This window comes from Parasphingorhabdus sp. (genome assembly GCF_036964565.1).
In the GTDB taxonomy this organism is placed as follows: Bacteria; Pseudomonadota; Alphaproteobacteria; order Sphingomonadales; family Sphingomonadaceae; genus Parasphingorhabdus.
In genome coordinates this window covers 261,736-275,807 of record NZ_JBALTN010000001.1, presented here as the reverse complement: position 1 = coordinate 275,807, position 14,072 = coordinate 261,736, and the positions used below count along the sequence as shown (strand labels likewise).

The following is a 14,072-nucleotide window of genomic DNA, read 5'->3' as shown; positions in this document are numbered from 1 at the left end:
GTTCATGCCACTAGTGGTACGGTGCGATTGCCGCCCACGCCTTTTCGATTTCATGGATCATTTCGCGCGCTGACTCGACCCGCTCGATGCAGCTCTCCCTTCCCTCCATCTGAATGCGCTTGGCGGCTTCGGTGTAGATGATATGCAGGGTCTGCGACAGGTCGCCGGCGACGTCGAAGTTCAGCGATTCATCGAGCCCGTTGAGAATGGCCAGCGCCTTCGCCCGATACTGGAACATCCGCGCATCGTCGCCGCGCCGCGTGCTTTCGATCATCAGGTTCAGCGTCTCGCGCAGTTCCTCGAAGAGAACTGCGACAAGTTCATAGGGATCTGCGGCCAGCACGCGGCTTTCCTTGGCTACGGATTGATAGCTTGAGGCTCTCTGAATTCGGGACTGAAATGTCATTATTATCGGCTTTCCAAGATCAGTTGTTGTCGTTGAAGGATGCAAATTGCTGTTCGACGTAGGATTGGGTTGAACGCAGAATCGACAGCTGCCGCTCGAGGCCGGCAAAGGTCGTCTCCAGCTGCTCCCGCAGCTTTTCACCGTCTTCGTTTATTTTTTCACGGGCTTCGGCGATCGACTCCCGGATCGATTCCAGTCGCTGCTGGGCAACCTTCAGCGCGCCGCTATCCTCGTTCAGCGCCGTGGAAATCGCGTCGAGCGCACCTGACAGTCCGATCTGTGATTCCGAAACAACGGCGGGCTCCAGCATCAGCTTCACCGCTCCGCTGTCCGCTGCCAGCGCGGCATCGAGCCGGACATTATCGATGCTCAAGGTCCCGTCATTTCCTGTACGGACGCCGATGTCGGCAAGTGTCTTGAAATCGCCCGTGTCGGTCAGTCGGGTGGAGGTAAGCTGGCTCAGCTTTCGGATGACTTCCCTTGCGCCGCGGTCGCCGGCCAAGGGGCCGCCGCTGGCACCTCCCAGGCCCGGCGCTGTCGCAGTGTTCAGGGATCTGCGCAGCTCGTTATAGGCCGTTACAAACTCCGTCACCAGTCCGCGAACATCCAGCGGCTCGGACGAGCCGTTGATGGTGAACTGTGTCCCTGCTTGCTGGGCGAGCAAGGTCATTTCGACGCCGGGAATTGCGCCGTTGACCTTGTTGCTGCTGTTGGTGAGCTCGATCCCATCAACCCGGATTATGCTATCCGTGGCCGCCGCGATATTGGTCAGGGTCATCGCTGGCGAAGCGCCGCTCTGACTGACCGTGAATGCGTTCGCGACGCCTTCCTGCGCTTCCATAACAAGGCGTGCACCTGCGTTGTCAGTCAATATCATGGCGGTCACGCCGCTGTTGCTGGCGTTGATCGCATCGCGCATCCCGGTCAGGCTGTTGTTGGTGCTGTCGATAATGACATCAAAACTGCCGCCGCCATTGGTTATGGTCAGGGTCCGTTCGCCGACAGCCTCCGCTGCGCTGGCAAAGACACCCGATATCTCGCGCTGCGACACGGCGATTTGGACCACTTCGACCGAAACCGGCAAGCCTTCCGGCCGCCCCCCCTCGACCACCGATGCCGTCGCCAGATCCTGACGGCCCGAGACCAGATCTCCGACAAATCCCTGGCCGTTCAATGTTTCCTTAACGGCTGCGGCAAACGTCGTCAGCGCCGACTGGGTGGCCGCCATCGCCGATATTCGGGACGAATTCAGCTGCGAGCGCTGGTTGAGCTGGCCGAGCTTGGCACCTTGCGTCGCGGCCAGCAGGTCGGTGACAAGTTGCGCCGTATTGATGCCCGATCCGGCCCCCAAGGCGTTTGCGATATTTCCGTACATGTTGAGCTTCCTTTGGGTATTCTACGGCTTCGGTTGACGCAAATTAATGGCCGGCCTGGTCGATATCATCAGGCGAGGCGGGAGCCATCGGTGTCAAATCTGACATCCTCCGGCAGCGAAATATTCGGCTTGTGAGCAGGACTGATCATCTTGGCATCGAGCTGGATCAGGAAGCTGAGAATCATGGCAACGGCCGCATACAGGCGTTCGTCGATGATATCGCCGGCCTTCGAGGTAAAATACAGCGATCGCGTCAGTTCGGGATATTCCATAACCGGCTTGGAAAGTTCGCCTGCCATTTCCCGCATGGCCAGCGCTATCGCGTCACAGCCCTTGGCGAGCACGACGGGAGCAGCATCCCGGTCAGAATCATATCGCAAGGCAACAGCGAAATGGGTTGGATTGACCAGGATGACCGTTGCATCGGCGACCGCCTTGCGGGTGGAATCGTTCAGCATCTCGCTGCGACGCTGGCGCTGGATCGCTCTCGTTTCTGGCGACCCTTCGCTTTCCTTGTGTTCGTCCTTGATTTCCTGCTTCGTCATTTTCAGGCGCTTGCCGCGCTGGAACAACTGGATCGGAACGTCGATCATCGCGATCAGCACCATGCTGACACAGATACCAACCAGCAGCTTCAGAAACAGCGAAGTGAAGCTGGAAATTGCGCCATCCAGATCCTGCGCGGCAAATTGCGCAATCTGATCAAGGTGGACATATAATATCGACCCGCCAACCGCGCCGATCAGCACCACTTTCATCAGCGACTTGCCGAGTTCCATCACGCCGTTGGACCCGAATATGCGCTGCAGGCCCTTGATCGGGTCCAGCTTCGAGGGCTTGGGTTTCATCGCCGACCAGCGAAATCCGAGCGAGCCGAGCAGTGCCGGTGCAGCGACCGCAGCCACCATCAACAGCAGGAAAAGACCCATGAATTCGGGCATGATGCTGGACACCAGCGCGGCGCTGCGGCCACCGGCATCAAATACCTCGATGTCCTCGGGACGAATGACCAGCGCGCTGCTCACCATTTCCGCCAGGGCTCCGAACAGCAGGCTTCCGAACAGCAGGAACGCCACGGTCCCGGCAAAGATAACCATGGCCCCGCCGAGGTCGCGGGACTGGAGGACATCGCCCTTCTTGGCGCTGTCCTGCATCTTCTTCGGGGTTGGTGCTTCGGTCTTTTCCCCACCGCCGGGCGACTGTTCAGCCACTAGCCGCCTCCCGCGACAAAGGCCGCCTGGTCTAATCCCATGCCCAGCGCGCGAATGATCGTGTCGGCCATGATCGGCGCGGTGACGGCCAGCGCAATCAGGCCGGCGGTGATCGTTACCGGGATGCCGACCGCAAACAGGTTGAGCGCGGGCGCCGTCCGGGCGAGGAAGCCCATCATCAGCTGGATGAGAATGAGCGCGCCGCCCACCGGCAGGGCAATGAGCAGCCCCATCGAGAATAACGTCCCGCCAAATTCCACCATGCTGTACAGAATATTCGAGTCCAGCATGGCAAAGCCCGGTGGCAGGGCGGCATAGCTCTTGACGATGGTGGCAATCAGCAAAAGATGCCCATCGATGGCGAGCAGGAGCAAGGTTGCAAAGATCGTGAGAAACTGACCGATGACCGGCGTCGACTGTCCGGTCTGGGGATCGGACATGCTGGCAAAGCCCAGGCCCATCGCATTGCTGATCGTTTCGCCGGCGATCAGGACGCTGGAATAGCCGAGTTGCAGCGCAAAGCCGATCGCAACCCCGGTTACCACTTCACCCATGACGAACAGGATATTGGCCAGACTGATCGCGGTGTCCGTCGGCAGCTCAAAGCCCACACTGTTGGCCGCCACCATGCCGATCATGAACGCCAGAATGATGCGGATCTGCACGGGCACGTTGGCGGCACCAAAAATCGGTGCCACGACCATGGCGGCGCTGGGCCGGATCATTGCCATCAGCCAGATCCACATCTGCCCTTCAAATTCCGAGAAGGCCGGTGCAATCACAGCAGCAGATCCGGTATCCGGGCGTATATCTCCCGTGTAAAGTCTGCAATCAGCAGCAGGATCGATCCGCCAAACACCGCAACCACGCCAGCGACAACCACCAGCTTTGGCACGAAGCTCAGGGTCTGCTCGTTGATCGACGTTGCCGCCTGGACCATGCCGAGCACGAGGCCGACGACCAGTGCCGGGATCAGCAGCGGGGCCGCAGCCAGCGCCGTGATCCACAGGGCTTGCTGGGCAATGCCGATGAAGAAATCTGGGCTATCGGTCATCGTCTAGGTCGCAAACGAGCCAGCCAGCGAACCCATAGTCAGGGCCCAGCCATCAATCATCACGAACAGCAGCAGCTTGAACGGCATGGATATGATCACCGGTGAAAGCATCATCATGCCCAGCGCCATCAGCACGGCGGCAACCACGAGATCGATGATCAGAAACGGCAGGAAGATGAGAAAACCGATCTGGAATGCGGTCTTTAGTTCGCTTGTCACGAAAGCCGGCAGCATGATCGAAAACGGTATCTCCTCTGCCGAGGCGAAGCCGGTCTTTCCGGACAGCTCCATGAACAGTTTCAGATCGCTTTGCCGGGTCTGTTTGGCCATGAAGCCATGCATGATCGTGCCGGATTTCTCGATTGCCTCGGTGAGGCCGATTTCGTCGGCCGAATAGGGCGCGATCGCCTGTTCGTTGATCCGCTCGATTTGCGGCGCCATCACGAACATCGACAGGAAAAGTGCAAGGCCCAACAGGACCTGGTTCGGCGGAGTCTGCTGCAGACCCAGGGCATGGCGCAATATCGACAGCACGATGATGATCCGGGTGAAGCTCGTCATCATCAGGATGATCGATGGCAGCACCGTCATCAGCCCCATGACGATCAGAATCTGCAAGGTCGTGCTAAGCGGCTGCCCATCACCGGAAATGTCGTCCAGCGCCCGCTCCAGGGCAGCGGAAGCACCGGGTGCGGCTTCCTGCGCAAAGGCAGTATCGGTCAGCAGCGCGGAGCCGAGAAACAGGGCCACGCCGCAGATTATCTTTACACTAGTCCGCATGGTGAACATCAATCTTCTGGATCCCGTTGCGGGTGACGGCGAGCAATATCTGCCGGCCACCAAAATCAACCACCGCCAGCTTGCTCTGGACACCCATTGGAAGCGTCTCCACAACATTCAGGAGATTGGAATTCTGCCGCATCATCATCTGCGGCTGATATTTGCGGTAGAGCCACAGCGATCCGTAAATCAGCAGCCCGATCAGCGGCACCATGATGAAAAGCTTGATAATGTAGAAGGTCATCAGCTGCGCCTTTCCACGCGCGCGCGGGTCATGCCGTTGGACACGATCTCCGCGATGCGCACGCCAAACTTGTTCTTGACCGGCACCACCTCGCCCCGGGCCACTAGCGTGCCGTTGACGTTGATGTCTATCAGCTGGTCGACCTGACGGTCGAGTTCGACAACCGATCCCTCGCGCAAGTCCATTATTTCGGAAATGGTCATCGAGACGTTGCCGACTTCCACCGAAAGCCGAACCTTGATGTCTGACAGAAACCGATAATGATCCTGGGCGGCAACTTCCCCCATATTGGCAGGCTGTGCGGCGTCGAGAATATCGCTGTCATGTGTCATGTCGTTCATTTTCTGGTCCTATAAAAATGTTTTGATCTGGAAGGCGACGCCACCGTTTTGCTCGCCAATGCTGCCATGTGCGAACACCCGGTCTCCGATGATCAGAGGGACGTTGTCGGTGGGAGCAACCGGCAGTATATCGCCGACCGCAAGTCTCGAGAGTTCGGACAGCCGCATCGTCGGCCGCCCCAACACCGACCGAACCGGCAGGTATATCTGTTCGACGGATTCCCTGAGATCGGCCTTCCAGACCGGATCGATCTCATCGGTCGCTTTCTGGTGCGGACGGTTGAGTTGCGGTTCGATGGCCATCAGTCCGTCCAGCGTTTGAACGATATCCATCGCCGCAATCTGGTGTCCCGAAAGGGTGACTGAACCGGCGGATACCAGAACCGTTTCGTTGTCCAGCTCCAGCTCGACCTCGTCTGCGCCGACATAGCAGCCGCAATACCGTACCGGCGTCTCGCAGAGCACCGACCATGCGCCAGTAAGCACGGTGGAAATCGAACCGGCCAGGCGGTCAATCATGGCAATTTCGGATGCCTTGAGGTCGCCGGCGACAAACGCCTGACCATCGAACTGGCCGCCAAAAAAACAGTCGACGGATGCACTAAGGAAGGTACGCGCGATCCGCACCAGAATGGCTCCCTCGGCAGCACCCAGGTGGAATTTGAGATAGACGGACGGGCTGGCCTGAGCCGACAGCCAGTCTGCGAAAGAAAGCTTGGCGGCCTCTCCCACGCCAGCCTTCACCTTGCATTCGATGATGTCCGACAGATGCGCTCCCATCATGGCATCCAGCTTTCGCTCTACCTTCTGATAGGCTCGCATAAGCTGATCGTCCTGGCCGCCCTTTTTCAGCAGGCTGTGATTTGCCGGAGCCTCTTCGGTCGCGGTGGATGAGGGTTGGACAGTGGTCATGATAAGGCTGCTTTCCGAAGCGTTTATTGAACAACCATGTTCGTGAAATAGACATCCTCGATGCCCCCGAAACCGGTTTTTTCCTTGAGCGTGTCGTTGATAATGTCGCGCAGCTTTCGCTTGAGCCGCAGCTTTCCTTCGGGAAGCTCAAGATCGGCGGCATCCTGCTGTCCCAGTTCCATCAGAACCGCCGATCGAATGGCGATCTCGTGGTTGGTGACATTCTCGAAAACGCGCTCGTCATAGAAAGTAGACACCGCCAGCGACAATTGGGCAAAACTGTCCGAGTTGGAAAGATTGGACGTAAACGGCTGCTCGATCTGGTGATAGGTCACCTTGAAATCGCTGGGCGTTTCTTTGGGCAGGGCCTGGCTCGCTTCCTGCTCGCTGACCGCAGTGCCGTCTTTCAGGATGATCTTGGGTTTGTTGGGATCTTCGGGTTCTGCATGCTCCCCCCCTATCATTCCGGCTGCAAAAAAGCCGCCAGCCGCTCCGCCGCCACCGAGGACGACGATCAATCCCGTCACCAGCAGGATGGTTTTCAGCTTGCTCTTTTTCTTGGTCTTGGGCTTTTCTTCTTTGGCTTTCGTATCTGACATTTTGACCTCTGGATCTGTTAATTGGAGTAAACTGGAATGATGGCTCAGGCGTATCGGCTGTTGTCGGATGCGCTATCGCTCTCCCCCGCGCGGTCGAAGACCGGCAGCGTCCGGCCCGGTCGGCCGGGTCTTGCCTGCTGTTCCCTCGCATCGCGGCTGTCCTGCTGGAAGAGATTGCCATTCTCCGCCTTTGCGAAAGAAGACATGCTGTCCTTCACGTCGATCCGTAAGCTCAGGTCCTCGCGGCCCTGCGCCTTCAGCATGTCCTGCAGCACTTGACTGTGCTGCATGATGATATCCTTGGCAGAGCGATTTTCGGTCTGGATCTCGATGATCTCGGTTGAACCACGGGTGGTGAAGATGATTTCCATGCGGCCCAGGTTGCGCGGATTGATCTCGAACTTTTTGGTGCCGCCACTGGCCGAAAGTTCGGAGATCTCGGCAGCCAGGCGTTCCGCCAGCCGGGGTGCGGACAGGTCGAAGGACGCTGCGCCGGCAACGGTCTCGCGAACGGGTGGAATGAGGGAGAAGCTATTCATTGCCGGCTGGCTGACCACAACATCTATGGCCTTTGCCGGAAGCTGCGGCTCCACCGTGACGGCTTCATCCTGCGCCGATGACTGCAGGGTCCGCTTGACCATCAGCGGCGACAGTGAAGCAGCCAGCGGTCGCACGGGTTCGGATGTCGTCAGGGATGCCGCAAGCGCAGCGCTCGTTCCCTTGTTGTTGGCTTCCTCTCGTTCGTGGTCGAGCAATTTGGCAGCATCGGCGCCACTGGTCTGCACCCGCGCAGCAATTGGGGATTGCTGGGCTTGGTCCGCGGCACGGTCATCCGCTACCGCCGTCTCGCCCGTCGCCAATGGCGCGCGCGCATCGAAAATCACACCCGGCCGTGCATCCCCTTGGGTCAGCGGCGAAGGCACGAGATCCAGGGGCTGAGCAGCAATAGCGGGCTTCAATGCCGCTTGGCGGCCAGCGATTGGGGCGGCGGTAGAAAGGATTTCCGTCTCATCGGCAGCCAGGCGTTCCGCCAGCCGGGGCGCGGACAGGTCGAAGGACGCTGCGCCGGCAACGGTCTCGCGAACGGGGGGAGTGAGGGAGAAGCTATTCATCGCAGGCTGGCTGAGCGCAACATCCATGGCTTTTGCCGGAAGCTGCGGCTCCATCGTGACGGCTTCATCCTGGGCCGGTGACTGCAGGGTCCGCTTGACCATCAGCGGCGACAGTGAAGCAGCCAGCGGTCGCACGGTTTCGGATGTCGCCAAAGATGCGGCAAGCGCAGGGCTCGTTCCCTTGTTCTTGGCTTCCTCTCGTTCGTGGCCGAGCAATTTGGCAGCTTCGGCGCCACTGGTCTGCACCCGCGCAGCAAGTGGGGATTGCTGGGCTTCGTCCGCGGCACGGTCATCCGTGACCGGCGTCTCGCCCGTCGCCAATGGCGCGCGGGCATCGAAAATCACACGCGGCTTTGCATCCCCTTGGGTCAGCGGCGAAGGCACGAGATCCACGGGCTCAGCAGCAATAGCGGGCTTCAATGCCGCGTGGCGGCCAGCGATCGGGGCAGCGGTAGAAAGGATATCCGTTTCATCGGCTGGCAGCTGCTGTTCGGCAGTTCCTGACGGCAGCGACCGGGTCCAGGGCCCGAGGCCGATATTCTGGATGGCTGCCGGCATGACAATCGGTGCGGACCAATTGGGGACAGCAGCCGCATCAAGGGTTTCGCGTTCATCCTGATCCGGCGCGCCAACCTCCACGACCGTATCGACGGTCGCCTGGGGCCGCTGTTCGGGTGTCGCCATGAGCGATACAAAGTCCAAAGGTGAAGCTTTCTGTTCCATGCCCTCAGGCTTTGCAGAAAACATGCCAATTATGGAATGCGCGGCTTCCGACATGATCTTACCAATCATTTCTGGGCTCCCTTTTTTTGCGATTATCTATATTATACAGCATGTTGGCAGATATATCCGACTGTCGACTTTGCCTTTTTCGCAGAGCCGACAGCTTCGAATTCAGCAGTTTCTCGGTGCCGTCGTGGACGGCGCGAGCGGCAAAATTTTGCCGCTCTGCCGCGGCAAAATCTTGCCGCGCCACCCCCACGGACGCCGCCACGATATCGGATGCTTGCAGCAACCGGTCGGACAGTTCCATTTTGGCGGCAAACAGGTCCGCCGCTCCCGTCGCTTCACCATGGCGGGTCTCGGCGTGCAGCTTCCGGATCCGCTGCGCGTTGTTCTCAAGCGACGCGCAGTGACTGCTCGCCCGCATCATCGCGCGTTCCTTGAGGCGCTTCTGTGTCTCTCGCACCTTCAATACACGCTGCAATCCCTTCACCCGCCGTCTCACGGCGCAAACATTTCGCACAGCTGAGCCACGCTCGATTGATAGTCGACCAGTTCATGGGGTCGTTGCTTGATATATTCGATCAGCAGCGGCCAGCTGGCCAGCGCCTCGTCGATGCCGGGATCATTGCCTGCCTGATAGGCACCCATCAGTACGAGGTCCCTGTTCTCTTCGTAAATCGACCAGAGACGGCGAAAATGCGTCTGGGCTTCGTGATGCTCCGGCTCGACGATGTCGACGGCGACGCGGCTGATCGATTTGCCGATATCGATGGCTGGAAAGACTCCCTGCTCAGCCAGCGAGCGCGACAGCACAATATGGCCATCCGCGATGGCCCGGGCGCTGTCGACCACCGGATCGTCAAGATCGTCGCTGTCGGCCAGTACGGTATAGATTGCGGTGATGGATCCGCCCGTCTCGCTGTCATTGCCGGCCCGCTCGATCAGCCTGGGTATCATCGACAGGGCCGACGGCGGATAGCCTTTCATCGTTGGTGGCTCGCCGGCCGCCAGGCCGATTTCCCGCTGTGCGTGCGCCACCCGGGTCAGACTGTCGATAACCAGAACCACCGAAAGCCCCTTCGAACGGAAATGCTCCGCAATGGCGGTAGCGCGATAGGCGGCCTTCAGACGTGAGGAGGGCGAATGATCCGCAGGCACGGCGATAGTTACCGTAGGCGAAGCGCTCTTGTTTCCGCGGCGTCGGGTGACAAAATCATTCACTTCGCGGCCCCGTTCACCGATCAGCCCGACAACCACCACGTCGGCGACAACCCCGTCGAGTATCTGGTTGATCAGCATCGACTTGCCGACGCCCGAACCGGCGATGATCGCCAGCCGCTGGCCCCGTCCGATGGTGAGCAGGCCGTTCAGGGCCCGAATGCCGATATCGATCGGCCGGGAAACGCTTGCCCGGCGCAAGACATTGCCTTCCTGCCCGGCCAGGGGAACGGTTTCGGTCGTGAGGATCGGACCTTCACCGTCGATCGGCTCGCCCATGGGTCCGATCACCCGGCCGAACAACGCTTCGCCGACCGCCGCCTTGTTGGATTTGGCATAGGGCAAGACGCGGCTGCCGCTCCGCAACGGTGCGTCCTGGGTCATCGGTATCATCAGGGCACGGGCGCCCCGGAACCCGACCACCTCGGCGCTGATTTCGCGCCCATCGGTGGCTATCACCCGGCCCGAATAGCCCAAGGGATATTCAAAGCCGGTAACCTCCAGCATGCCGTTGTCATGCGCCGACAATTTGCCGACAAACCTCGGTTCGCCGCCGATATCGTCCAGTCGCGACAAGATTTCGCACACCGCCGGCCGCATTGCAGGGCTGTGTTCATCGACGGTCGCAATATTATCCATGGCCGGGCTCCGGCGCATCGCTGAACTCGTCGATCAGCGCCCGCAACTCGTCCAGCGCCACTTCCGAACCCTTTTCGATCCAGCCGCCCGAATGGCTCAGTTTGAGGTTGCCGCGCAGCATGGTTTCGTCTCCCCGCAACGCCAGCTTGCAGGACTTGCCATCGATCAGCGCAATGTCGTCGGGATGCAGCACCAGCGTCACCCCCTTCTGTTCCTGATCGACCAGTTCTGCCAACTGCATGGCCCAGGCCTGCAGCAACTCTGGATCCGGCACCGCCAGTTCGGCGCAGCGTCGGAACAACGCCTCGACTGCCGTCAGAATGAAGGCAAAGCTGCCCGGCGAAGCCAGATCATTGACGTTGCGAAGGGCATCCGCCAGCGCATCGCTTGCCCGCGTGGCATCGTCCTGGTCCTCGGCCAGGGCAGCCTGCCCGTCTTCCCAGCCCTTCTTGTAGGCAACGTCAAAAATATCGGCATCGGTGCTGGTTGATGGCGCTTGTGCCTCGGTGCGGCTGCTGGGCGAAAAACCCGCAGGGCCGCGCAGATCACCAGCACCCTCGCCATCACCCGACCCGCTGGCCCAGGAACTGAATTGCCTTTGACTGGAGGCGGTCCGCCACAACGGGATGACCTCATTATCGCCAAATGGCCTGGCGAGTCCGGATTCAGACATAATCTGCTCCCGCGCCCGCCATGTTTATCTCGCCGTTGTCGAGCATGACCTTTGCCACGCCAATGATTGCCTTTTGCGCCGCGATTACCGCGTCCATGGGCTGCGGCGGCGCCTCGGCCATGTCGTCCTGGATGGTTTCGGCGGCCCGCTTTGACATTGCGCCGAAAATCTTTGCGGTGAGCTCGGACGGCGCGCCGCGCAATGCGGGAACCAATATGCTGGAATCGACCTTGCGCACCAGCGATCCGATATCCTTTTTTGACAGGTTCATCAGATCCGCGAAGACAAACATTTCATCCTCAATGAGCTTGGCGGTTATCTTGTCGCGCTTCATCAGGTCCTTCAGCAACGCTCTCCCCCGTTCCTTGGAAAGATTGTTGATGATTGTGGCGCTGTCGAGCACGCCGCCGACCTGCATTGGTGGAGCGGATTCCGCCTCTGGTGGACTGGTGTTCTCCAGCAGCCCGTGGATATGGGCCAGCGCCTTGCCGCTTACGGGGCCGAGCGTGGCAACGCGATAGATCAGGTCGGCCTGGCTTTCCGGGGGCAATAGCTGGATGATTTCTGCGGCGGCCTCGGGGGTCAGGAACGACATCAGCACCGCGGAAATCTGCGGTGGTTCGTTCGCAATCAGTTCGACAAGGTCCTTCGCCGGGATCCATTTCAGCAGTTCCGCAATATTGCTGGGCCTCTTCGGCGCAAACCGGTTCATGATCGTTTCCGCACGCGACGTTCCCAGGGCGCGCCGGAAAACCCGGCTGACCTTCTCATCGGACTTGTAGGCCAGCATGCTCTGGTTCATCGTGAGCGTCAGAAAACGATCAAGCGATCCGTCGATCTGCGTGGCATCGACATTGGCAACGCTGAACATCGCCTCGCCCAGTGCTTCCACCTCGTGTGGTTCCAGACGCTCCAGTATCTGGGCGGCTTCCTCGTCGTTGAACAACAGCATCAATATCGCCGCTGTCTGGCGCCCGGTCATCAGTTCCAGCGGACCAGCCTGTTCTGCAACCTCGCCGTCCTCATTTTCTTGAGCATCAGCCATTGGCATCCTCCAGCGTATCGGCTTCCTTGAGTAATTCTTTCACAACCAGCGCCGCGTGGTCCGGGTTCTGCTTGACGAAATTCTGTGTCAGAAGCGCGCGTTCCTGGTAGCTCTTGGCGGACGTGATCATGTCAATCGTCACCGGCTGTGCATATCCGTCTGTCGTCTGGTTCACCAGCGAACCACCATCCAAGGTTGCTGGTCGATCCTGACCTGGCAGCGCGGCGGCACTTTCTTCAGCAGCCTCTTGCTTGGCCTTCGAGCGCAGCGCCTTTTCCGAATTCTGCCAGCGCTTCAATATTGGTCGGCCGATCCCGAACACCAGCAACAGGGCAACCAGCAGCGCCGACAGATTGCGTACAAGCATCCCGAACCATGAGGTTTCGTACCACGGCTCTGCAGCCTGATCATCATTGACCGGATTGAACCGTCGGGCGGTCACCGCAACCTGATCCCCGCGATCGGTGCTGAATCCGACGGTGCTCTTGATCAGCTTCTCGATTTCCTGGATTTCTTTGGGCGACTTCTTGTTCTTTATGGCGCGATCATCGATGGCCACCGCGACGGAGAGACGCGATACCTGACCTGGCGCCTGATTGATTACCGCAACCTCTCGGGCCAGTTCGAAATTCCGGCGATACTCCTCGCTGGTTTTCACGGGCTCGGTCGCGGTCGCTGCCTCGTCGGCCATCCCTTCGGGCTGATCCCCGACATCCGCGGCTGCCGGCGGGCGATTTGCCAGGGCACCGGGAATACCCCCTGCCTCGGTGCCGCCGGTTTCTTGGGATTTCTGTCCCTGTTCGAACCGCAGCACCGATCCATCCACCGGATAGGTCTCGCTGGTAGCCTGCTTTTCATCGAAATTCACGTCGGCGGTGACTTCGGCAACGAAATTCCCTGGACCCAGCAGGGGCGTCAGAAGACTGATCAGCGATTGGCGGTAGCGGTCTTCGATCGCCGCCTTCACTTTCAGCTGCGCATCGCTGCCGGGCGATTCATCGCCGTTGCTCGACAGGAGCCGCCCGTTCTGATCGATCACGGATACGTTCGATGGCGAAAGCCCGGGTACGGAACTGGCTACCAGATTGAGGATAGCCTGGGTTTCTTTTTCGTCCAGGCGGGTGGAACTCGCCAGATGCAATATCACGGATGCGGAGGGTTCGTTTCTGTCGCGCAAGAAAATGCTCGGCTGTTCCACCGCCAGGTGGACCCGCGCGGAGACCACGCTGTCGATTGCCTCAATCGACCGGGCCAGATCCATTTCACGGGCGTTGCGCAGCTTTTCGGACTCTACAGCACGGCTCGCCCCCATCGGCATGCTCGACATGATCGTATCGCCACTGGGTGCTGAGCGTGGCAGTCCCTGTCCGGCCAGCTCGATCTTCGCCGAGTGATAGTCCTCGCTGCTCACCGTCAGCGTGCCCGACTCCTCGTCGACACCATAAGGAATATTGGCGGCCTGCAGGGCCTGCATCACCGCGGACTTGTCATTGTCGGGGAGGCCGCGAAACAGGTCGCGCTGCGGCGGTTCGCGAAGCACCAGCCAGACGCTGATGGCGGCGAGAACAACGGCTGACAATATGATCAGCGGCAACGCCCGCGCGATCGCGGGCTGCTTGAACAGCGATGACAGGGACTCGAGCGGGCCGGTGCTAGCGGGATTGCCGGCTTGCGGCATCAGCGCCGCCGCACCAGCCGGTGCCAAGGCCTGGCCGGGTGAAAGTTGGTCAGCCATCT

At 59.9% G+C, this 14,072-nt stretch carries 16 protein-coding genes; 1 reads left to right on the top strand and 15 read right to left on the bottom strand.

The genetic code is table 11. The annotated features are described in order from the left end of the window. Positions 1–10: 10 nt before the first annotated feature. The 11 genes from V7650_RS01360 to V7650_RS01310 form a co-directional block, all read right to left on the bottom strand. A complete protein-coding gene (locus V7650_RS01360; RefSeq protein ID WP_335654440.1) occupies positions 11–406 on the bottom strand; it encodes a flagellar export chaperone FliS in 396 nt (131 codons plus the stop codon). A gap of 19 nt (positions 407–425) precedes the next feature. After that, positions 426–1,781 (bottom strand): flagellar filament capping protein FliD, encoded by a 1,356-nt coding sequence (gene fliD, locus V7650_RS01355; protein ID WP_335654439.1) that lies wholly within the window; start codon positions 1,779–1,781, stop codon positions 426–428. 68 nt (positions 1,782–1,849) lie between these two features. Beyond that, positions 1,850–2,992 (bottom strand): EscU/YscU/HrcU family type III secretion system export apparatus switch protein, encoded by a 1,143-nt coding sequence (locus V7650_RS01350; protein WP_335654438.1) that lies wholly within the window; start codon positions 2,990–2,992, stop codon positions 1,850–1,852. Then, the gene (fliR, locus tag V7650_RS01345) at positions 2,992–3,774 is read right to left on the bottom strand and encodes a flagellar biosynthetic protein FliR (RefSeq protein ID WP_335654437.1); all 783 of its coding nucleotides are present in this window, start codon (positions 3,772–3,774) and stop codon (positions 2,992–2,994) included. The genes V7650_RS01350 and fliR overlap by 1 nt, the downstream gene beginning before the upstream one ends. After that, the gene (gene fliQ, locus V7650_RS01340) at positions 3,771–4,046 is read right to left on the bottom strand and encodes a flagellar biosynthesis protein FliQ (RefSeq protein WP_335654436.1); all 276 of its coding nucleotides are present in this window, start codon (positions 4,044–4,046) and stop codon (positions 3,771–3,773) included. Before fliQ ends, fliR begins: the two co-directional genes overlap by 4 nt. 3 nt (positions 4,047–4,049) lie before the next feature. Next, positions 4,050–4,826 (bottom strand): flagellar type III secretion system pore protein FliP, encoded by a 777-nt coding sequence (gene fliP, locus V7650_RS01335; RefSeq protein ID WP_335654435.1) that lies wholly within the window; start codon positions 4,824–4,826, stop codon positions 4,050–4,052. Further along, positions 4,816–5,070, bottom strand: a complete 255-nt coding sequence (locus V7650_RS01330; RefSeq protein WP_335654434.1) for a FliO/MopB family protein — start codon at positions 5,068–5,070, stop codon at positions 4,816–4,818. The genes fliP and V7650_RS01330 overlap by 11 nt, the downstream gene beginning before the upstream one ends. Further along, on the bottom strand, positions 5,070–5,411 hold the full coding sequence (fliN, locus tag V7650_RS01325) for a flagellar motor switch protein FliN (RefSeq protein ID WP_335654433.1): 342 nt from the start codon (positions 5,409–5,411) through the stop codon (positions 5,070–5,072). Before fliN ends, V7650_RS01330 begins: the two co-directional genes overlap by 1 nt. Positions 5,412–5,420: 9 nt before the next feature. Further along, on the bottom strand, positions 5,421–6,323 hold the full coding sequence (locus V7650_RS01320) for a FliM/FliN family flagellar motor switch protein (RefSeq protein ID WP_335654432.1): 903 nt from the start codon (positions 6,321–6,323) through the stop codon (positions 5,421–5,423). 23 nt (positions 6,324–6,346) lie between these two features. Further along, positions 6,347–6,922 carry a flagellar basal body-associated FliL family protein gene (locus tag V7650_RS01315; protein ID WP_335654431.1) on the bottom strand — a complete coding sequence of 192 codons (576 nt, stop codon included), beginning with the start codon at positions 6,920–6,922 and terminating at the stop codon, positions 6,347–6,349. Positions 6,923–6,966: 44 nt separating this feature from the next. After that, a complete protein-coding gene (locus tag V7650_RS01310; protein ID WP_335654430.1) occupies positions 6,967–8,718 on the bottom strand; it encodes a flagellar hook-length control protein FliK in 1,752 nt (583 codons plus the stop codon). Between V7650_RS01310 and V7650_RS01305 the strand changes: the two genes are divergently transcribed. After that, entirely contained in the window at positions 8,717–9,286 is a 570-nt protein-coding gene (locus V7650_RS01305; protein ID WP_335654429.1) for a hypothetical protein, read from the top strand. The genes V7650_RS01310 and V7650_RS01305 overlap by 2 nt on opposite strands. Here the strand turns inward: V7650_RS01305 and V7650_RS01300 are convergent. Genes V7650_RS01300 through fliF form a run of 4 tightly spaced genes read right to left on the bottom strand, consistent with a single transcriptional unit; the run spans position 9,259 to position 14,070 of the window. Beyond that, positions 9,259–10,578: a FliI/YscN family ATPase gene (locus tag V7650_RS01300; RefSeq protein WP_335654565.1), complete on the bottom strand. Its 1,320-nt coding sequence runs from the start codon at positions 10,576–10,578 to the stop codon at positions 9,259–9,261. The two genes, V7650_RS01305 and V7650_RS01300, sit on opposite strands and share 28 nt — an antisense overlap. Before the next feature lie 31 nt (positions 10,579–10,609). Continuing rightward, positions 10,610–11,290 carry a FliH/SctL family protein gene (locus V7650_RS01295; protein WP_335654428.1) on the bottom strand — a complete coding sequence of 227 codons (681 nt, stop codon included), beginning with the start codon at positions 11,288–11,290 and terminating at the stop codon, positions 10,610–10,612. Continuing rightward, entirely contained in the window at positions 11,283–12,335 is a 1,053-nt protein-coding gene (locus tag V7650_RS01290; RefSeq protein ID WP_335654427.1) for a flagellar motor switch protein FliG, read from the bottom strand. Before V7650_RS01290 ends, V7650_RS01295 begins: the two co-directional genes overlap by 8 nt. Continuing rightward, positions 12,328–14,070: a flagellar basal-body MS-ring/collar protein FliF gene (gene fliF, locus V7650_RS01285; protein WP_335654426.1), complete on the bottom strand. Its 1,743-nt coding sequence runs from the start codon at positions 14,068–14,070 to the stop codon at positions 12,328–12,330. Before fliF ends, V7650_RS01290 begins: the two co-directional genes overlap by 8 nt. Between the last annotated feature and the right edge of the window lie 2 nt (positions 14,071–14,072).